Source organism: Ochrobactrum sp. A-1, from assembly GCF_022488005.1.
GTDB lineage: Bacteria > Pseudomonadota > Alphaproteobacteria > Rhizobiales > Rhizobiaceae > Brucella.
Genome location: NZ_JAKVQC010000003.1, coordinates 236,576 through 256,471, shown reverse-complemented (window position 1 = coordinate 256,471; position 19,896 = coordinate 236,576). Strand labels below are relative to the sequence as shown.

Here is a 19,896-nt window from a genome sequence, read left to right as displayed (position 1 = left end):
AGCTCATTCCAATGGACGTAAAATGACGGATCGGTTTCACCAGACGCCCAGGCGACTGCGCGGACAATCGCGTTCACATGAGATCAAGGCCATGACACGCAATATGCAAAGACATGTGGAGGGACTCTATGTCTGTCTTTGAAAGATATCTGACCGCCTGGGTAGCCCTATGCATTGTTGCGGGCGTAACGCTTGGGCATCTTTTCCCGACGATATTTCACGCCATCGGCTCTGCCGAAATTGCCAAGGTCAATATTCCCGTCGCCATTCTCATCTGGTTGATGATTATTCCCATGCTCTTGAAAATCGACTTCGCCGCTCTTCGGCAAGTCGGGCGACACTGGCGTGGAATTGGTGTTACGCTGTTTATCAACTGGGCTGTAAAGCCGTTCTCGATGGCACTTCTTGCATGGCTGTTTATCGGCTGGCTTTTCCGTCCGCATCTGCCCACCGATCAGGTCGACTCTTATATTGCAGGTCTCATCATCCTTGCCGCAGCACCCTGCACGGCCATGGTCTTCATATGGTCCAACCTGACAAAAGGAGAACCGCACTTCACGCTGTCCCAAGTCGCATTGAATGATGCCATCATGGTCGTAGCCTTCGCTCCGATTGTCGGGCTTTTACTCGGGCTTTCGGCAATTACGGTTCCATGGGATACGCTCGTTCTATCCGTTGTCCTCTATATCGTCATTCCGGTTATCCTCGCGCAGGTTCTTCGGCGCAGCCTTCTGGCAACTGGCGGACAAAGCGCGCTCAATACGCTGTTGAAAGCTTTGCAACCGCTTTCCCTGGTCGCGCTCCTGGCTACTCTCGTCCTGCTTTTCGGCTTTCAGGGCGAGCAGATCATCGCCCAGCCGCTCATTATCGCGATGCTTGCAGTACCGATCCTCATTCAGGTCTATTTCAATTCGGGGCTGGCCTATCTACTCAACCGCCTCTCTGGCGAGAAGCATAGTGTTGCCGGACCATCGGCCTTGATCGGCGCGTCGAATTTCTTTGAACTGGCCGTCGCTGCCGCAATCAGCCTTTTTGGATTTTCATCCGGCGCGGCCCTTGCCACTGTGGTCGGCGTTCTGGTGGAGGTACCAGTCATGCTTTCTGTTGTCTGGATCGTGAACCGCTCCAGAGACTGGTATGAACGCGGCACTGATCAAAAGCCCGCAACACAGACAGGAAACTCCCGATGACCGTCACTATTTTTCACAACCCAAAATGCGGCACCTCGCGCAATACGCTGGCAATGATCCGCGCCAGTGGCGAAGAGCCCATTATAGTCGAATATGTGCAAAATCCGCCCACGCGCGAACGTCTGGTCGGCCTGCTGGCGGCAATGAATCTGACGCCGCGCGAGCTGCTGCGTGAGAAAGGCACACCCTATGCCGAACTCGGCCTGTCCGATACGAAATGGACCGATGATGAACTGATCGATTTCATGATGGCTCATCCAGTCCTGATCAACCGGCCCATCGTCGAAACGCCGCGCGGCACCAGGCTTTGCCGCCCATCCGAACGGGTTCTAGATATTCTGGAAAACCCGGTCGCATCATTCACCAAAGAAGACGGCGAGTTGGTCAAATTCGGGGAGAGGACATGACTGACGCAGACTTGCCGAATCTGGACCGGAGATCCTTTCATCTACCGGATAATGATGCTCTTCGCGTATCTTTCCCAGAGCACAAGCCTCGTATTCTGCTGCTCTACGGATCGTTGCGCGACCGCTCCTATAGCCGTTTCCTGACGCAGGAGGCCCAGCGATTGCTTGATGCGATGGGCGCGGAAACACGTATCTTTCATGCCAATGGACTACCCTTGCCGGATGACGGCGCACCAAGCCACCCCAAGGTGCAGGAACTGCGTGAGGCCATGCTTTGGTCGGAGGGACAAGTCTGGACCAGCCCTGAACGCCATGGCGCGATGAGTGCTGTTATGAAATCGCAGATCGACTGGATTCCCCTGCCCGGCGGTGCAGTACGTCCAACTCAAGGGCGGACACTGGCCCTGATGCAAGTTTCCGGTGGTTCGCAAAGCTTCAATGCGGTCAATCAGATGCGTATTCTGGGTCGCTGGATGCGGATGATTACCATTCCCAACCAGTCATCGGTTGCCAAGGCCTGGCAGGAATTCGATGATGCAGGCCGTATGAAACCCTCATCCTTCTATGATCGTGTGGTGGATGTCATGGAAGAACTGATGAAGTTTACCGTGATGACGCGTGGCATTTCAGGCCACCTGACAAACCGCTACAGCGAACGGAAAGAAGCCGCAGCACAGCTTGAAAAGCGCGTTTCGCTACAGTCGATCTGACATTCGGGCCATCTGACATTGATAAGTCACTCGCAGGTGCGAAACCAAGCCTTTCTGGCGATCCAAATAGCATCATATAAATACAAACTAACAGAAAAGGCGCTGTAAAACAGCGCCTTATCACATTTAACTTATAAACTGGATTACGTCGGTCCTCAGAACGGAATTTCGTCGTCCAGATCGCGTGAAAAGCCACCGCCGCTGCCGCCGCCCGAAGACGGGCCGGACGAGCCGAAGTCACCGCCACCGCCAGAATAGTCAGACATCTGGTTGCGATTGCCGCCACCGCCGAACGAACGGCCCTCACCGCCGCCTTCACCACGGCTGTCGAGCATCTGCAGTTCACCACGGAACTTCTGCAGCACGACTTCCGTCGAGTAACGGTCATTGCCGTTCTGATCCTGCCATTTGCGGGTCTGAAGTGCGCCTTCGATATAAACCTTGGCGCCCTTCTTCAGATATTGTTCCGCGACCTTGGCAAGGTTCTCATTGAAAATAACGACGCTGTGCCATTCGGTGCGATCCTTGCGTTCGCCGGTCTGGCGATCACGCCAGCTTTCCGACGTTGCAATACGCAGATTGGCAACCACATCGCCCGAATTCAGGCGACGAATTTCCGGATCGGCACCAAGATTGCCGACCAGAATGACTTTGTTGACGCTACCAGCCATCGAAAAATTACTCCGGGTCTTGCCTGCACACTCTTTCCGTACGGCTTCGCACAGACAAGAGGCACGTTCCAAATGAAAGATCAGGCGCAACGATGCGCCATCACCAGAAACTCATATGTTCACCTTACAGGACTGGCTCAATGAGCGCTCAATCCAGGGCGGTGAATTTGTCAATGTCCACAGAGTTTATGTTCTTGTTTTGTTCAAAATGCAACCTTCCGACATTAAAAAGTCACACGTTCGCCACAAATTTCCGTGGGTTTTTGCACCGTTTCCTGTGCTGCAAATGCAGTTTGGCTCATTTCAGGGCCTGAAACTGCATCTGCCTTAATTTCAAAACGGCCTCCCCGGTCATCCTCATGAAGCCATGATGACCGCGCTTCGCAAACCGCATCAGCTTCCAAGGAAAAGCCCTGCCGCTCACTGTATCTTTGGCGCGCAGGGCTTGGGGGTTGAGCAATGCTCATGTGTCGACATTAATTCGTCGGCAGGTCTTTTCGGATCACAAAGGCGCACGGCCATTTGCATTCCGCGCAAATTCAAATTGTCGGCAATCACACTTTCGATCAACGAGGCATCATTCCTTGCGAAAAGATGCTGCCGCAACCGAAACGGATTGTGCTTTCATCTCTGTGAAAGCTAGGCACTGTAGTCAGGTGGACTCATGCTCCTTTACCTCCCTACTGGGTCTCCCCGCCTCCTGCGGACCTCTTGCCGATGCCGTGTCATCCCACCGCGGCACCTCTCCGCTATCAGCGAGTTAGGGTAGTCTGCTCCTGTCAGGAGTGACAGTCAACGCTCTTGCGTTCACATTTCGTATCGCCTATCAGAAGGCTGGTTGTTCGATATTTGTTCTAATGATAAGAGTGCACCGATGAATGACCGGAGCCCCCTTCTTATTGGAGGGTTTCACCCCATATTAGGTACCGGCGCGACGTGTTTCACCATTCGGCGCCCGTTTATCCATGGCATCATGAGCAGGCAGGACGCGGAATGAGCGATCAGAAATTCATTTCCATACGTGGCGCGCGCGAACACAATCTGAAAAATGTCGATCTCGATCTGCCTCGCGACAAGCTGATCGTGATGACGGGGCTTTCCGGCTCGGGCAAATCCTCGCTTGCCTTCGATACGATCTATGCGGAAGGCCAGCGCCGCTACGTCGAAAGCCTTTCGGCCTATGCGCGCCAGTTCCTCGAAATGATGCAGAAGCCGGATGTCGACCAGATCGACGGCCTGTCGCCCGCCATTTCCATCGAGCAGAAGACGACGAGCCGCAATCCGCGTTCGACGGTCGGCACTGTCACCGAAATTTACGACTATATGCGCCTGCTCTTTGCTCGCGTGGGCGTGCCCTATTCGCCGGCGACCGGCCTTCCCATCGAAAGCCAGACGGTCAGCCAGATGGTTGATCGCGTCATGGCGCTGGAAGAAGGCACGCGCCTCTATATCCTTGCGCCCATCGTTCGCGGCCGCAAGGGCGAGTACAAGAAGGAACTGGCGGAACTGCAAAAGAAGGGCTTTCAGCGCGTCAAGGTAGACGGCACCTTCTATGAAATTGCCGATGTTCCGGCGCTCGACAAAAAGTACAAGCACGATATCGATGTCGTGGTCGATCGCGTCGTGGTGCGCGCTGACCTTTCGACCCGCCTCGCCGACAGCCTTGAAACCTGCCTCAAGCTTGCCGAGGGTCTGGCGGTTGCCGAGTTTGCCGACAAGCCTCTGCCACCCGAAGAAACGGCGGAAGGCGGTGCTGCCAACAAGTCCGCCAACGAAACGCATGAGCGGATTCTTTTCTCGGAAAAATTTGCCTGCCCGGTTTCCGGTTTCACCATTCCTGAAATCGAGCCCCGCCTGTTCTCGTTCAACAACCCGTTCGGCGCCTGCCCGACCTGTGATGGTCTCGGCACGCAGCAGGCCATCGATCCGAACCTGATCGTTCCCGACGAAACGGCAGTGTTGAAGGACGGCGCGATTGCCCCATGGGCACGGTCTTCGTCGCCCTATTACAATCAGACGCTGGAAGCGCTTGGCAAAGCCTATGGCTTCAAGATTGGCGCACGATGGGTCGATCTTTCGGAAGAAGCCCAGCAGGCCATTCTTTATGGCACCAAGGGCAAGGAAATCACCTTCCAGTATGATGACGGCCTGCGCTCCTACCAGACGACGAAGCCTTTTGAAGGCGTGATCCCCAATCTGGAGCGCCGCTGGAAGGAGACCGACTCCGCCTGGTCGCGTGAAGATATCGAGCGCTTCATGGCCTCTACGCCCTGCCCTGCCTGTAACGGCTACCGCCTGAAGCCGGAAGCGCTGGCGGTCAAGGTCGGCATGAAGCACATCGGTGAGATCACGGAAATGTCGATCCGCAAGGCCGACGCCTGGTTCCGCGACGTCGATGGCAGCTTCAATGACAAGCAGCGCGAAATTGCCGCCCGTATTCTCAAGGAGATTCGCGAGCGCCTGCAGTTCCTCAACGATGTCGGCCTTGATTATCTGACGCTGGCGCGCAATTCCGGCACGCTGTCGGGCGGTGAAAGCCAGCGTATCCGTCTTGCCTCGCAGATCGGCTCCGGCCTGACCGGCGTGCTTTACGTGCTGGACGAACCATCTATTGGTTTGCATCAGCGCGACAATGCCCGCCTTCTCGACACGCTGCGCCATCTGCGCGATCTCGGCAATACGGTCATCGTGGTCGAGCATGACGAAGACGCGATCCTGACTGCCGATTACGTGGTCGATATCGGCCCGGCGGCTGGCGTCCATGGCGGCAAGATCATCGCTCAAGGTTCGCCGCAGGATGTGATGTCCAACGCCAATTCGCTGACCGGCAAATATCTGTCCGGTGCGATGGAAGTTGCCGTTCCGGCGGAACGCCGCAAGATTTCAAAGTCCAAGCGTATCAAAGTCGTGGGCGCGCGTGGCAACAACCTGAAGAATGTCTCGGCGAATATCCCGCTAGGAACCTTCACCGCTGTCACCGGCGTTTCAGGCGGAGGCAAGTCCACCTTCCTGATCGAAACTCTGTACAAGGCTGCTTCGCGCCGCATCATGGGTTCGCGTGAGCATCCGGCCGAACATGACCGCATCGAGGGGCTGGAATTCCTCGACAAGGTGATCGACATCGACCAATCGCCGATTGGCCGCACCCCGCGCTCCAACCCGGCAACCTATACCGGCGCCTTCACGCCGATCCGCGACTGGTTTGCGGGCCTGCCGGAAGCCAAGGCGCGCGGCTATCAGCCGGGCCGCTTCTCGTTCAACGTGAAGGGCGGACGCTGCGAGGCCTGTCAGGGCGACGGCGTCATCAAGATCGAGATGCACTTCCTGCCGGATGTGTATGTGACCTGCGACGTCTGCCACGGCAAGCGTTACAATCGCGAAACGCTGGAAGTCCTGTTCAAAGGCAAGTCCATTGCCGATGTGCTGGATATGACGGTTGAGGAAGGCGCGGAGTTCTTCTCCGCTGTGCCTGCGGTGCGTGACAAGCTGGAAACGCTCGTCAAGGTTGGTCTCGGCTATATCAAGGTCGGCCAGCAGGCGACGACGCTTTCCGGTGGCGAAGCGCAACGCGTGAAGCTTGCCAAGGAACTGTCACGCCGCGCGACGGGCCGTACGCTCTATATTCTGGACGAACCCACCACCGGCCTGCACTTCCATGACGTAGCAAAACTTTTGGAAGTGCTGCACGAACTGGTTGAACAGGGCAACACGGTCGTGGTGATCGAGCACAATCTGGAAGTTATCAAGACTGCGGACTGGGTGATCGATCTTGGACCAGAAGGTGGCGATGGCGGCGGCGAGATTGTCGCCGTGGGCCGCCCGGAAGACATTGTGAAGGAGAAGCGCTCCTACACCGGCCATTTCCTTAAGGAACTGTTGGAACGCCGGCCCAAGCGCGATTCAGAGGCGGCTGAATAAAGCATCAGCAACGAGAATTATTGGAAGCCGGGTTCAGTGCCCGGCTTTTTTCGTTTAGGCATATCTGATAAGTGACACGAGTTACGCTTGAGGGCCCATAAACTCTTCCCATCGATTAGCGAACGCGATTTGTCGGGGCTTGGGTCCCATCCCAGTATGCGTTTGAGCCGCTATATCCCCCGAATGCAGTGAAATAAGTGTTAACAAAAACAAATCACAAGTATCCATATCAGGAAACGGTTTTTTAAAATCCTTCGATGTTAAAAATGCCTTGAACCGTGGCCAATGTTCTTTCCTCATATTATAGATATCTTTTGGCGTTATTGCGCGAATAATTTCTGATGGATGCGTGAATCCTAAACGAACCAATGCATTTAATAACGCTTCGGTATTTTTCCTATAGTTAATAGTTTTGCTTCGAGAAAAAAACTTATCACCGTAGTGAGAATTCAGAAAATCTGATAGCTCATCCTGCGTTCTAATCTCTTCGCTTTCCTTCGTCGTCTTCAATTTCCGATCTGTTTCCCTCTTTAAATTTGAGCTAATAAGACTGGAAATTATATTGTCTCCCGTTTTCGTTAACAACCCGAGAGACTCGATCGCGGATTTTTCGTCACTACTAAGAATGGAATGATCACCTTTATAGACAATATCATGCTCTATTTCATTCCAGACGTGAGCAAGCATGCTCGTTATCTGAAGCTCACAATGGTCTTCCTTTAAATTATCCTGATTCCCTACAAGATCAGATTGCCTCAAACAAATCTGCATGTGACTGGCTCTGTAATAATTCGCATCATTATTCTTAATACGAGAGCTATTTTCTTTTATTTCATATTCAAAATCTTCTTTATTAGGGCGATGTGTGAAGATTTCTTGCGCTATAGAAGCTACGCGATGCCGATCTTGCTCTACGTACGTCATGACTCGAACCGCCGCCAGATCTCCCACACAGGAGAATACATCATGCTTATTTGTGAATAGTTTACTTTTACTTTCGTCTTCTGACCATTTTATCAGCTTTTTATAAAGGCTTTCTCGCCCTTTTACTCTACCCGAAACTCTGGCCATTATTTTATGCTCAGCAAGTTCTTTTTCGAGCTTTTCTACAACTATGATTACCAGTTTTGATAATCTATCAATAGATTTATGGTATTCATTCGTACATTCAGCAATTAGTTCTTTTGTCAGTACCATTTTCGCCCCCGGCCAGCTGCGTTTGATTCTCTACCGCGCAGGTACTTCAACCTACAACCCTATAGTTAAGAAGAATATTGAAAATCGCATGCATAGAGAAACACGGTCCCCATAACGAAAAAAGCCCGGACAAGCCGGGCCTTCTCGACAGCCATTCGCGATCATGCCGCGATAGCTGGAAATTTATTGTCACGATCCGTTCGAAGAGCTTTCACTCTCCAGATCATGATTAGCCGTTTACGGCATCCTTCAGGCCCTTGCCAGCCGAGAACTTCGGCACGTTGCGAGCCGGAATAGCAACTTCCTTGCCGGTCGATGGGTTACGGCCGGTCGAGGCAGCGCGATGCGAAACGGAGAAAACGCCGAAGCCAGGCAGACGGACTTCTTCACCAGCCTTCAGGGCGCCGGTAACAGCAGCGAGTACAGCATCAACAGCAGTACCGGCATCAGCCTTCGTCAAACCGCCCTTTTCCGCAACTGCGGCAACCAATTCGTTCTTGTTCATTGGCATTTCCTTTCTTTATCTACCGGAACGGATAACGTGACCGGATTGGTCGGAGTTTATTCAAATCGTTTCACAAACCAAGCCTGTCAACGTGAAAAAACCCCGGAAAACCGGGGTTAAACACAGAAATGCCGGGCAAATTGCCCGGCATTTCGATTGTTGGTCCTGATAGACACCTTCCAGCGGGATTATCCGACTGAATCAGAATCGCCCGCCAGAAGTTCATTTCACTGCATTACCGGAAAGCAAACCGCTTCGCGATTTCGCTGGAAATGCTTCAATGCGCCGTCGAAACCCCTGCTTCTTCCTCGACCGAAGGCACGGTCGCAGGCGTTGCAGGTTCCGTCCATTCAATCGGCTCTGGTTCACGAACCAGAGCGTGCTTGAGGACTTCACCCACGCGAGACACCGGAACGATCTCAAGACTGTTCTTCACATTGTCCGGAATATCCGCCAGATCCTTGGCATTTTCTTCCGGGATCAGAACCTTCTTGATGCCGCCGCGCAGAGCTGCGAGGAGCTTTTCCTTCAGGCCGCCGATTGGCAGGACACGACCGCGCAGGGTGACCTCGCCTGTCATTGCGATGTCCTTGCGAACCGGGATACCGGTCAGCACGGATACAATCGCCGTGACCATGGCGATACCGGCGGACGGACCGTCCTTCGGCGTTGCGCCTTCCGGCACGTGCACGTGGATGTCGCGCTTGTCGAACAGCGGAGGCTCGATGCCGAAATCGATAGCACGCGAGCGGACATAGGAAGCCGCTGCAGAGATCGATTCCTTCATCACGTCGCGGAGGTTACCCGTGACGGTCATGCGGCCCTTGCCGGGCATCATGACGCCTTCGATGGTCAGCAATTCGCCGCCAACTTCCGTCCAGGCAAGGCCTGTCACGACGCCAACCTGATCTTCGCCGTCGATCTGACCGAAGCGGAAACGCTCGACACCCAGATAGTCAGAGAGGTTCTTGTCGGTGACTTTCACCGACTTCTTCTTCGACTTCAGGATTTCGGTCACGGCCTTACGGGCCAGAGTCATCAATTCGCGTTCGAGGCTACGCACACCTGCTTCCCGCGTGTAAAGGCGGATAACATTGCGCAGCGCGTCGTCCGTGACCGAAAACTCCTTCGGCTGCAGGGCGTGATCCTTGATTGCCTTCGGCAGTAGGTGCCGCTTGGCGATCTCGAGCTTTTCATCCTCGGTGTAGCCGGCAATACGGATGATCTCCATACGATCCAGAAGCGGACCGGGAATGTTCAGCGTATTGGCCGTCGTCACGAACATGACGTTCGACAGATCATATTCGACCTCAAGGTAGTGATCCATGAAGGTCGAGTTCTGTTCGGGGTCTAGCACCTCGAGCATGGCCGATGACGGATCGCCGCGGAAATCCTGGCCCATCTTGTCGATTTCATCGAGCAGGAAGAGCGGATTGGACTTCTTCGCCTTCTTCATCGACTGGATGACCTTGCCGGGCATCGAACCGATATAGGTGCGGCGGTGACCGCGGATTTCAGCCTCGTCACGCACGCCGCCGAGCGACATACGGACATATTCACGGCCAGTAGCCTTGGCAATCGAACGGGCAAGCGAGGTCTTGCCGACGCCGGGAGGTCCGACGAGGCAGAGGATCGGGCCCTTGATTTTGGTCGAGCGAGCCTGCACCGCGAGATATTCGACAATGCGCTCCTTGACCTTGTCGAGGCCGAAATGTTCGTCATCGAGCACTTCCTCGGCAAAGTTCAGGTCCTGCTTGATCTTCGACTTCTTGCCCCATGGAATGGACAGCAGCCAGTCGAGATAGTTGCGGACGACCGTTGCTTCGGCAGACATCGGGCTCATGCTGCGCAGCTTCTTCAGCTCGCCTTGCGCCTTTTCACGGGCTTCCTTGGAAAGCTTGGTCTTGTTGATGCGTTCTTCCAGTTCAGCCGCTTCATCGCGACCGTCCTCGCCATCGCCAAGCTCCTTCTGGATCGCCTTCATCTGCTCGTTGAGATAGTATTCGCGCTGCGTCTTCTCCATCTGGCGCTTGACGCGGCTGCGGATACGCTTCTCAACCTGGAGAACTGAAATTTCGGCTTCCATGAAGGAAAGTGCCTTCTCAAGGCGCTCGCGCACCGAGAGGATCGACAGCATTTCCTGCTTTTCAGGAATCTTGATCGCGAGATGCGAGGCAACCGTGTCGGCAAGCTTCGAATAGTCGTCGATCTGGCTGGCGGCGCCAACCACTTCCGGCGAAATCTTCTTGTTCAGCTTGACGTAATTTTCGAAGTCTGAAACCACCGAGCGGGCAAGCGCCTCGATCTCGACTGCATCTTCTTCGGGCTCCGGCAAAGCCGCAGCATAGGCCTCGTGATAATCTTCGCGGTCGGTAAACTTGGAAACCTTGGCGCGCGCCGTACCTTCGACCAGCACCTTTACTGTGCCGTCCGGCAGCTTCAGGAGCTGCAATACGTTGGCAATCGTGCCGATTTCAAAAATCGCATCCGGTGCCGGATCGTCATCGGCAGCATTTTTCTGGGTGGCAAGCAGAATCTGCTTGTCCACGCCCATCACTTCCTCCAGCGCGCGAATGGACTTTTCGCGGCCGACAAAAAGCGGAACGATCATATGCGGGAAAACGACGATGTCACGCAACGGCAAAACGGCATAGAGCCCGTCTGCACCGCCCGCTTCAGAACCACCCAATGGTGTCTTCTGTTCAGTACCCGTCATAACTCAGTCCTTTCTCAGGTCTTTCAACCTGACTGCCACCTCCGCGCCCCCTTTCATCATGAGGCAGGTCACGAATGTGCTTCGGTCCATACTTGGAGAGCCGAACCCGGCAATTCAATAGCCTGTAGCGGGATGGCTTTCATAGAATCGTCATCTATCCTGCGCTGTACCGTGATTTAGTACAATATCTAGCTTAGGCTGTACCCTGATTGCTGCGCCTGCAATAGTGACAGGAACAGCCTGGCGCAAGTCTGCACATGAAAAAGGCCGCTTGCGCGGCCTTTTTAAGGATTAATTGTTACCGCTTAAGCAGAAACATTACCCTTTTCGTCCTGCCGCTCGGCATAGATATAGAGCGGACGGGCGCTGCCATCCACCACATCGCCGGAGATGACCACTTCCTGTACGCCTTCCAGCGTCGGAAGCTCGAACATCGTGTCGAGCAGGATCTTTTCCATGATCGAACGCAGACCACGTGCACCCGTCTTGCGCTCGACCGCCTTGTTGGCAATCGCCCGCAGGGCATCGTCGTGGAAGCTCAGCTCGACACTCTCCATGTCGAACAGGCGCTGATACTGCTTCACGAGCGCGTTCTTCGGCTCGGTCAGGATCTGCACCAGAGCATCGACATCGAGGTCTTCGAGTGTCGCGATCACCGGCAGACGACCGACGAATTCCGGAATGAGGCCGAACTTCAAAAGATCTTCCGGCTCCAGTTCCTTGAAGACATCACCGATACGGCGCTCATCAACCGAACGAACGGTGGCGCCAAAGCCGATGGACGTCTTCTCGCCACGTGCGGAGATGATCTTGTCGAGACCGGCAAAAGCGCCGCCGCAGATGAAGAGGATGTTCGTCGTGTCCACCTGCAGGAATTCCTGCTGCGGATGCTTGCGGCCACCCTGCGGCGGCACGGAAGCGACGGTACCTTCCATGATCTTCAGAAGTGCCTGCTGGACACCCTCGCCCGACACGTCGCGCGTGATGGACGGGTTATCCGACTTGCGGCTGATCTTGTCGACTTCGTCGATATAGACGATGCCGCGCTGTGCGCGTTCCACGTTATAATCGGCGGCCTGAAGCAGCTTCAGGATGATGTTCTCGACATCTTCACCGACATAGCCTGCTTCCGTCAGCGTCGTCGCATCGGCCATGGTGAACGGCACATCGATGATGCGTGCGAGCGTCTGGGCAAGATAGGTCTTGCCGCAACCCGTCGGACCGACGAGAAGAATGTTCGACTTCGCAAGCTCGATATCGCTGCTCTTGGACTGATGGGCGAGACGCTTGTAGTGATTGTGTACCGCAACCGACAGAACGCGCTTGGCATCCTTCTGGCCGATGACGTAATCGTCAAGAACGGCCATGATTTCCTGCGGCGTAGGCACGCCCTCGCGCGACTTCACCATCGAGGATTTGTTTTCCTCGCGGATGATGTCCATGCAGAGTTCGACGCACTCGTCGCAGATGAAAACGGTCGGGCCTGCAATCAGCTTGCGCACTTCATGCTGGCTTTTGCCGCAGAACGAGCAATAAAGCGTATTCTTGGAATCGCCGCCGCTGTTGCTGACTTTGCTCATCGCAGTTTCCTTTCAATTGACCGAAATGAACCTTGGGCGTTCATATCGATCGTTTCTTCCGGTTCGGACCCAGTGCTGGAGGAGAAACGCGCCTCCCGCTGGTCATGATGGCAGCAGATACGCACTGCCTGTCATCTAGGGCCTGTAGTCTCAGGATTCCTGTCACCGTGCGGCTCCCCGACCGAAGGAGCCATTTGGCGACTTTTGCAGAAGCTGCACCGCCGAACAAATGAAAAATAAGTTCCCGGCAAAGATTCGGCATAATCTGACCAAGTTTAGCGCCCCGAACCCCAACAGATGCTTAACGCGGCGCGTTAACCATCACGTAGGAGCAAGAATTAGGCCCCTTTTGTGGCAAAGGGCGCTAAAATCAGGTGCGAGCCGGAGATTCCGGCTCTTACTTCGATTCGTCCGCGCCTACGTCGCGCGATTCAACCACCTTGTCGATAAGGCCGAATTCGAGCGCTTCCTGCGCGGTCATGAAATGGTCGCGGTCCAGCGTGCGTTCGATGGTCTCGTAATCGCGGCCTGTGTGCTTGACGTAAATCTCGTTCAGGCGGCGCTTCATCTTGATGATATCCTGCGCGTGACGTTCGATATCCGACGCCTGCCCCTGGAAACCGCCGGATGGCTGGTGGACCATGATGCGGGCATTCGGCAGCGCATAACGCTGGCCCGTCGCACCGGCAGTCAGAAGCAGCGAGCCCATCGACGCGGCCTGGCCCATGCAAAGCGTGGAAACCGGCGGACGGATGAACTGCATCGTGTCATAGATCGCCATGCCGGAGGTTACGACGCCGCCAGGTGAATTGATGTACATGTTGATCTCTTTCTTCGGGTTTTCCGCTTCGAGAAAGAGAAGCTGTGCGCAGACCAGCATAGACATTCCGTCTTCAACCGGTCCGTTCACGAAGATGATGCGCTCCTTGAGAAGGCGCGAGAAAATATCATAGGCCCGTTCGCCACGGTTGGTCTGCTCAACCACCATCGGGACGAGGTTCATGACGGTTTCGATCGGATCTCTCATTATGGGCCTCTGGATATATTTATGGCGAAGTGAATAGTTTTGAATCGTGAGTGTTCCATACATAGGGCGTTGCGCCCCTGTTCCGCAAGTGGCGCAGCACTCCGCGCTTTACTCCCAGTCCGACTCCGGCTTTTCAGGTCGAATGCCGCGCTTCTCGTCCAGCGTTTTGCGGGCTACTTCGGTCAGTCGGGCCTTGATGCGCACGGAGCCGTCTTCCAGATCCTCGCGTTCGACATTGCTGCCATGCTGGTAAATCCAGTCGAGGAGATGAAGCTCGAAAGGAGACAGCAACACATCGACCGAACCGAGCGAACCCGCTATTCGCGTTTCGATGAGTGAAAGCAACCTGTCAACACCTTCACCGGTAATCGCTGAAAGCGGGATTGGACGCCCCTCCTCGCTTCCGGCAGCGGCAAGGCGCATAGCGGCTTCACGCCCGCTTTCGTCGAGATTGTCGATCTTGTTCCAGATCTCGACGACGCGCTTGCGGTCTTGCGGCTCGATGCCCAGCCCTGCAAGAATGCTTTCAACATCTTCCGCCTGCGCGGCATTGTCCGGATCGGAAATATCGCGGACATGCAGGATCAGATCAGCCTCGACCACCTCTTCGAGCGTGGCGCGGAAAGCGGCGACGAGATGGTGCGGCAGGTTCGAGATGAAACCGACCGTATCCGACAGGATGACCGTTTCGCCATGCGGAAGGCGAATGCGGCGCAATGTCGGATCGAGCGTGGCGAAGAGCATGTCTTCGGCCAGTACTTCCGCGCCTGTCATACGGTTGAAGAGCGTCGACTTTCCAGCATTGGTATAGCCGACGAGCGCCACGATCGGATGTGGCACCTTGCGCCGCTTCTGGCGATGCAGCGTGCGGGTGCGCACCACTGTTTCAAGCTCGCGCTTGATCTTTAGAATTTTTTCCTGCAGCAAGCGGCGGTCAGCTTCGATCTGTGTTTCACCCGGACCACCGAGGAAGCCACCACCGCCGCGCTGGCGCTCCAAGTGGGTCCAGCTTCTGACCAGACGCCCCTTCTGATAATTCAGATGCGCCAGCTCGACCTGCAGGGCGCCCTCCTTGGTGCGCGCGCGCTCACCGAAAATTTCGAGAATGAGACCCGTACGGTCAATGACCTTGACGTTCCATTCCTTTTCGAGATTGCGCTGCTGCACCGGTGTCAGTGCGTGATCGACGATGACCAGCCCAATGGCCTTTTCCTTGACGGTTTCGGCGATGGACTCCACCTTTCCCGCACCAAGCAAGGTCGCAGGCCGTGGATTGGCGACAATCGCAATTTCAGCATGTTCGATGTCGAGATTGATTGCCCTGGCAAGCCCGACGGCTTCTTCCAGGCGCGCCTCATTCGAGCGCTGAAATTCAGGGCGCGCGCCATCTTCCGCCGACGTGCCCGTATTATACCGCTCAGGCAGGACGGGAACGATAACGGCTGCCCTTGTAGGCTCGGGTTCTGAAAGCTCGAAATCCTTGTCTGCATCGGCAGACGTCGGCTTTTTATCCTTGAATTTGGACAAATATATTCACTCCGGGACGCGGAAACTGTCGACGATGCATTTTTGACTGAAAAGATCAGGTCAATGCACTAACTGACACTGCAGATAAGTCGCCGCTAAGGCTGTTTCAAATGAAAGACGCCCCGGATTGTTTAAACATGACGAACCGGACAGGCAGAGCGTGTCCGGTCAACGTCAGGCAGAAACAAAAACTGGAGCGAAACGGCATTAAGCCATTGCGCTCCAGTGGAATTCGGAAAGCGTCAGGCTTCTTCGCCTTCGAACATCTGCACAGGCTGGCTTGGCATGATCGTCGAAATCGCATGCTTGTAAACAAGCTGCGAATGACCGTCACGGCGCAGAAGCACGCAGAAATTATCAAACGACGTTACAATGCCGGTCAGTTTCACGCCATTGATAAGGAAAATCGTCAGCGAAATTTTCTGCTTACGTACAGAATTCAGAAAAAGGTCTTGCAGATTTTGCGATCGTTCAGCCATTGTTTTTATTCCTTTAATCGATCAGCAGCCAGCTCGCGATGTGTTAAACGAACACGCGCATGCACATAAATCAAGCACCGGAGCGTGCAAAACCGGTACTGGACTGCAATTGCTGTGGAAAGACAACTGCTTCGCTATTCAGCTTCGGTTAACAGGATGGGAATCTTTGCGCAACCGTCAATTTCATTAGACTCTTGGTGAATTGCGGCAGACGAGCCAGTTTCAGCATCTGAATCTGCTACGGCAACCTCTTCATTTTGTTGGGATTCAAGCAGTGGCCGCACCCGATCTATTGCCCACATGTAAAAACTTCCGGGCTGGAGCGAAACGACTTCCTTGTGCTTTTTATGTATATGGAAACCTATAAAGTCCGGATGACGGATAGGCTCAAGACCGTAGGTGGGGTCATAGATGCGCGTGGCGTCCTTGCCGACCCAGTAATAGAAGTTTTCCTGGGGGGCCGCGTTCTTGAAAATCCCGTATTTGCGGGCGAGACGCGAGATTCCGTCATTGCCAAAGACAGTGATGCCAATCGAGGCAGGCGTTACTTCCTTGCCGATCAGGCGGTAATAAAGCGGGCGCAATTTGCCTCGACGTATGCCCAGCCAGCTCGGTAGCGGATAGGTCGCCGCTACGTAGGCCTCAAATTCGCGAATAATCGGATGATCGTGCGGAAGATAAAGTGCAGACACGCCGACACGGAAGCGATTCTCCCGGGCGAGATACGGCTTATTCGGATCGGGATGAAACTGCTTCAGAAGATAGACATCCGTATCGAGCCAGACACCCTGCTGGTATTTCATCAGCATAATGCGGAAAATGTCGCTGAATTGAACGATAGTCCGTTTGGAACGGAAATTCGGATAGGCTGGATCAAGCCGCTTGAAGACCGCTTCGGGCAAGATGCTGCTGGCGTCATGCAGTTCGACGCCCGCCGGTACGTTCTCGATCGGGGCGTAAGCGAAGAGCTTTACCCGTTGACCAGTCATCACCATTGACGCCAGACAAATACAATCGACGTCGCGCAAACGCGACCCGTACCAGAACGTACAGATATCCATGTCAGCCCCTAAGCCCTTACCCGGACCGAAGCTAACACAAAGTTGTGATCAGAAGAACTCCAGACTGACGCGGAACATCTGTTCCACATGCTTTACGGCGTCGGATGTGGCGAAAATGACGACGCGGTCCTTCGGCTTGATCCGCACATCGCCATTCGGTCGGATCACCTGCCCGTCGCGATAGATCGCACCGATTCGCAAACCTTCCGGCAGATCGAGATCGCGCAGTGGCGCGCCAACGAGCGAAGATGTTTCCAGCGCCTCGGCCTCGATCAGTTCGGCCTTATCGCGATAAACGCTATAGACTGCGCGAATACGGCCCCGGCGCACATGCTGCAGGATTTTGGAGATCGTGACAGCTTTTGGATTGATATAGGCATCGATCCCCACCATGTGCGTAAAGTCCTGATAGGCGACCGTATTGAGCAGGGCCATGTTGGATTTGCACCCAAGACGCTTGGCCATGATGCTCGACAGGATATTGACCTGATCCTGATTGGTGAGTGCGACCATCAGGTCGGCATCCTGAATATCGGCTTCCTGCAACAGGTTCTGATCAAGCGCGCTGCCGTGCAAGACCATGGTGCGCTTGAGCTGATCGGCAATCGCGAATGCACGGTCATGCTCGCTTTCGATCATCTTGACGCGCGTATTCCATTTACGGTCCTCGATGGCCTTGGCCACGTAGAGACCGATATTGCCGCCGCCTGCGATAACGATGCGGCTGGCTTCCGGTTTCTCGTGCCCGAACAGTCCCAACGTGCGACGAACCTGCTCACGCGTCGTCACGACATAAGCGAGGTCGCCGGCATTCAATTCGTCGGAGGAACGCGGAATGAACAGGCTGTCATTGCGCACCACACCGACGACAGTTGCGGCAAGGTCGGGAAACAGATCGGTCAGCTGCTTCAGCGGCGTATTGATGACCGGACATTCCTCGAGACATTCGATGGCAAGGCCGATGATCTTGTCGTCCGCAAAGCGCAGCACGTCCGTTGCACCCTGTAACGCGATACGCCGCAGAACCACCTCACCCACTTCCAGTTCTGGCGAGATGATCACGTCAATCGGCAGGTTTTCGCGCAGGAACAAGTCCTGATACTCGGCCTTGAGATAGGATTGGGCGCGGATACGGGCAATCTTGGTCGGTACGTTGAAGACCGAATGCGCCACCTGACAGGCCACCATATTGACCTCGTCGGACAATGTGACGGCAATAATCATGTCCGCTTCGTCGGCACCGGCCGCTGCGAGCACGTCGGGCTGCGAACCGTGTCCGACGAACCCACGCACGTCGAGCGTGTCGCGCACAATCTCGACATGGCGCGCGGACGTGTCGATAACAGAGACATCGTTTTCTTCCGCCGCAAGCCGCTCGGCGATGCCGTATCCGACCTGCCCTGCTCCGCAAACGATTACCCGCATGACTGCTCCGTCCGAGACAATTACAGCATTTCCAGCAAAAGCCCGACGCGGTTTTGCTTTGGATAATGCGCCAGAACCAATGTTCAGAGCGGCACCACTTCAGCTGGGCCGCTCTGAATGCTTATACGCCCAGAGACTTCAGTTTGCGATGCAGCGCCGAACGCTCCATGCCAACGAACTCCGCCGTGCGCGAAATATTGCCGCCAAACCTGTTGATCTGGGCGATCAGATATTCCTTCTCGAAACGCTCGCGCGCCTCGCGCAACGGAAGCGCCATGATGTGCTGGTCTGATTCCGTCGGTGCGCGCGGCAGCGTGTCACCGATTTCAGCTGGCAAAAGATCGGCTGTCACTGGCGCTTCGGGATCATCGCCGCGCGCCAGAATCATCAGGCGTTCGACATTGTTGCGAAGCTGGCGAAGATTGCCCGGCCAGCTATGCGCCTGCAAAACCGCCATAGCATCGGGACCGATCTTGCGCGGCTTGATGCCCGCCTGTTCGGCAATCTGCTTCATGAAATAGTCGACCAGAGACGGAATATCCTCGCGCCGGGCCGCAAGCGGCGGCACCTGTACCGGAACCACCGACAGACGGTGAAACAGGTCCTCGCGGAATGTGCCTTCCGCAATCATGCCTTCGAGGTTCTGCGCTGTCGACGAGATGATGCGCACATCCACCTTCACGCGCTTGGTGCCGCCAACGCGCTCGAACTGCTGGTCGACAAGCACACGCAGGATTTTGTTCTGCGTCTCGCGCGGCATATCCGCGACTTCATCGAGGTAAAGAATACCGCCATGAGCTTCTTCCAGAGCGCCTACCTTGCGCTCGCCGCCGTCCATCTCCGTGCCGAAGAGTTCGATTTCCATGCGCTCCGGCGTGATCGTCGCGGCGTTAACCGTCACAAACGGTCCGCTGGCGCGGCCGGACTGTGCATGGATGGCACGCGCGGCCAATTCCTTGCCCGCGCCCGACGGTCCCGTAATCATGATGCGACTGTTGGTCGGCGCCACACGTTCGATGGTCTGGCGCAGCTGGTTCATCGCCAGGGACGCGCCGATCAATTCCAGATGATCGCCGCTGCGCTTGCGAAGGTTGGACACCTCACGCTTCAGCTTAGAGGTTTCGAGCGCCCGTTCCGCGACGAGGATCAATCGGTCAGCCTTGAACGGCTTTTCGATGAAGTCGTACGCGCCGCGACGGATCGCCGAGACCGCCGTTTCAATATTGCCGTGACCGGAAATCATCACGATCGGCAGTTCAGGGTGCTGCTTCTTGATTTCATCAAGCAACGCCAGACCGTCCAGCCGACTGCCCTGCAGCCAGATGTCCAGAAAAACCAGCCGGGGAACGCGATCGTTGATCGCCGCGAGCGCGCTGTCCGCGTCGAAAGCCGTGCGAGTTTCATGGCCTTCATCGCTCAGAATGCCTGCAACAAGTTCCCGGATATCCGCTTCGTCATCAACTACAAGAATATCGGCAGCCAT

General features: G+C 55.2%; 14 protein-coding genes and 2 pseudogenes. 4 read left to right on the top strand and 12 right to left on the bottom strand.

Translation table 11 applies throughout. From position 1 onward, the window contains the following. Positions 1-128: 128 nt before the first annotated feature. Genes arsB through arsH form a run of 3 tightly spaced genes read left to right on the top strand, consistent with a single transcriptional unit; the run spans position 129 to position 2,307 of the window. Complete coding sequence (arsB, locus tag MKS82_RS02805) at positions 129-1,190, top strand: ACR3 family arsenite efflux transporter (protein ID WP_109987823.1); 1,062 nt, start codon at positions 129-131, stop codon at positions 1,188-1,190. After that, positions 1,187-1,597 (top strand): arsenate reductase (glutaredoxin), encoded by a 411-nt coding sequence (gene arsC, locus MKS82_RS02800; RefSeq protein WP_109987822.1) that lies wholly within the window; start codon positions 1,187-1,189, stop codon positions 1,595-1,597. Before arsB ends, arsC begins: the two co-directional genes overlap by 4 nt. Further along, positions 1,594-2,307 (top strand): arsenical resistance protein ArsH, encoded by a 714-nt coding sequence (arsH, locus tag MKS82_RS02795; protein WP_109987821.1) that lies wholly within the window; start codon positions 1,594-1,596, stop codon positions 2,305-2,307. Before arsC ends, arsH begins: the two co-directional genes overlap by 4 nt. A 155-nt stretch (positions 2,308-2,462) precedes the next feature. Here the strand turns inward: arsH and ssb are convergent, their stop codons facing one another. After that, positions 2,463-2,978 carry a single-stranded DNA-binding protein gene (gene ssb, locus MKS82_RS02790; RefSeq protein ID WP_006470425.1) on the bottom strand — a complete coding sequence of 172 codons (516 nt, stop codon included), beginning with the start codon at positions 2,976-2,978 and terminating at the stop codon, positions 2,463-2,465. A gap of 993 nt (positions 2,979-3,971) precedes the next feature. Between ssb and uvrA the strand changes: the two genes are divergently transcribed. Then, entirely contained in the window at positions 3,972-6,896 is a 2,925-nt protein-coding gene (gene uvrA, locus MKS82_RS02785; protein WP_109987819.1) for an excinuclease ABC subunit UvrA, read from the top strand. Between the two features lie 81 nt (positions 6,897-6,977). Here the strand turns inward: uvrA and MKS82_RS02780 are convergent, their stop codons facing one another. The 11 genes and pseudogenes from MKS82_RS02780 to ntrX form a co-directional block, all read right to left on the bottom strand. After that, positions 6,978-8,093, bottom strand: coding sequence for a RelA/SpoT domain-containing protein (locus tag MKS82_RS02780; RefSeq protein WP_109987818.1), 1,116 nt, complete (start codon positions 8,091-8,093; stop codon positions 6,978-6,980). A gap of 229 nt (positions 8,094-8,322) precedes the next feature. Beyond that, positions 8,323-8,598 carry an HU family DNA-binding protein gene (locus MKS82_RS02775; RefSeq protein WP_006470422.1) on the bottom strand — a complete coding sequence of 92 codons (276 nt, stop codon included), beginning with the start codon at positions 8,596-8,598 and terminating at the stop codon, positions 8,323-8,325. A gap of 277 nt (positions 8,599-8,875) precedes the next feature. After that, entirely contained in the window at positions 8,876-11,314 is a 2,439-nt protein-coding gene (gene lon, locus MKS82_RS02770) for an endopeptidase La (protein ID WP_109987817.1), read from the bottom strand. 305 nt (positions 11,315-11,619) lie between these two features. Further along, positions 11,620-12,894 (bottom strand): ATP-dependent Clp protease ATP-binding subunit ClpX, encoded by a 1,275-nt coding sequence (clpX, locus tag MKS82_RS02765; protein WP_061346342.1) that lies wholly within the window; start codon positions 12,892-12,894, stop codon positions 11,620-11,622. 397 nt (positions 12,895-13,291) lie between these two features. Continuing rightward, entirely contained in the window at positions 13,292-13,921 is a 630-nt protein-coding gene (clpP, locus tag MKS82_RS02760) for an ATP-dependent Clp endopeptidase proteolytic subunit ClpP (protein WP_010660144.1), read from the bottom strand. A gap of 108 nt (positions 13,922-14,029) precedes the next feature. Further along, positions 14,030-15,448: a GTPase HflX gene (gene hflX, locus MKS82_RS02755; RefSeq protein WP_109987816.1), complete on the bottom strand. Its 1,419-nt coding sequence runs from the start codon at positions 15,446-15,448 to the stop codon at positions 14,030-14,032. Between the two features lie 242 nt (positions 15,449-15,690). Beyond that, on the bottom strand, positions 15,691-15,927 hold the full coding sequence (gene hfq / locus MKS82_RS02750; RefSeq protein ID WP_002964239.1) for an RNA chaperone Hfq: 237 nt from the start codon (positions 15,925-15,927) through the stop codon (positions 15,691-15,693). A 5-nt stretch (positions 15,928-15,932) separates the two neighbouring features. Next, a pseudogene (locus MKS82_RS02745) lies at positions 15,933-16,130 on the bottom strand (hypothetical protein). Between the two features lie 30 nt (positions 16,131-16,160). Continuing rightward, positions 16,161-16,988 (bottom strand): annotated as a pseudogene (locus MKS82_RS02740) (hypothetical protein); the annotation flags it as partial. 48 nt (positions 16,989-17,036) lie between these two features. After that, positions 17,037-18,413, bottom strand: a complete 1,377-nt coding sequence (trkA, locus tag MKS82_RS02735) for a Trk system potassium transporter TrkA (RefSeq protein WP_109987815.1) — start codon at positions 18,411-18,413, stop codon at positions 17,037-17,039. A 121-nt stretch (positions 18,414-18,534) separates the two neighbouring features. Then, positions 18,535-19,896 (bottom strand): nitrogen assimilation response regulator NtrX, encoded by a 1,362-nt coding sequence (gene ntrX, locus MKS82_RS02730; protein ID WP_109987814.1) that lies wholly within the window; start codon positions 19,894-19,896, stop codon positions 18,535-18,537.

Bases quoted from the DNA above. Each gene is read 5' to 3' on its own strand.
- arsB (WP_109987823.1), top strand. From the start codon at position 129: ATGTCTGTCTTTGAAAGATATCTGACCGCCTGGGTAGCCCTATGCATT.
- arsC (WP_109987822.1), top strand. From the start codon at position 1,187: ATGACCGTCACTATTTTTCACAACCCAAAATGCGGCACCTCGCGCAAT.
- arsH (WP_109987821.1), top strand. From the start codon at position 1,594: ATGACTGACGCAGACTTGCCGAATCTGGACCGGAGATCCTTTCATCTA.
- ssb (WP_006470425.1), bottom strand. From the start codon at position 2,978: ATGGCTGGTAGCGTCAACAAAGTCATTCTGGTCGGCAATCTTGGTGCC.
- uvrA (WP_109987819.1), top strand. From the start codon at position 3,972: ATGAGCGATCAGAAATTCATTTCCATACGTGGCGCGCGCGAACACAAT.
- MKS82_RS02780 (WP_109987818.1), bottom strand. From the start codon at position 8,093: ATGGTACTGACAAAAGAACTAATTGCTGAATGTACGAATGAATACCAT.
- MKS82_RS02775 (WP_006470422.1), bottom strand. From the start codon at position 8,598: ATGAACAAGAACGAATTGGTTGCCGCAGTTGCGGAAAAGGGCGGTTTG.
- lon (WP_109987817.1), bottom strand. From the start codon at position 11,314: ATGACGGGTACTGAACAGAAGACACCATTGGGTGGTTCTGAAGCGGGC.
- clpX (WP_061346342.1), bottom strand. From the start codon at position 12,894: ATGAGCAAAGTCAGCAACAGCGGCGGCGATTCCAAGAATACGCTTTAT.
- clpP (WP_010660144.1), bottom strand. From the start codon at position 13,921: ATGAGAGATCCGATCGAAACCGTCATGAACCTCGTCCCGATGGTGGTT.
- hfq (WP_002964239.1), bottom strand. From the start codon at position 15,927: ATGGCTGAACGATCGCAAAATCTGCAAGACCTTTTTCTGAATTCTGTA.
- trkA (WP_109987815.1), bottom strand. From the start codon at position 18,413: ATGCGGGTAATCGTTTGCGGAGCAGGGCAGGTCGGATACGGCATCGCC.
- ntrX (WP_109987814.1), bottom strand. From the start codon at position 19,896: ATGGCTGCCGATATTCTTGTAGTTGATGACGAAGCGGATATCCGGGAA.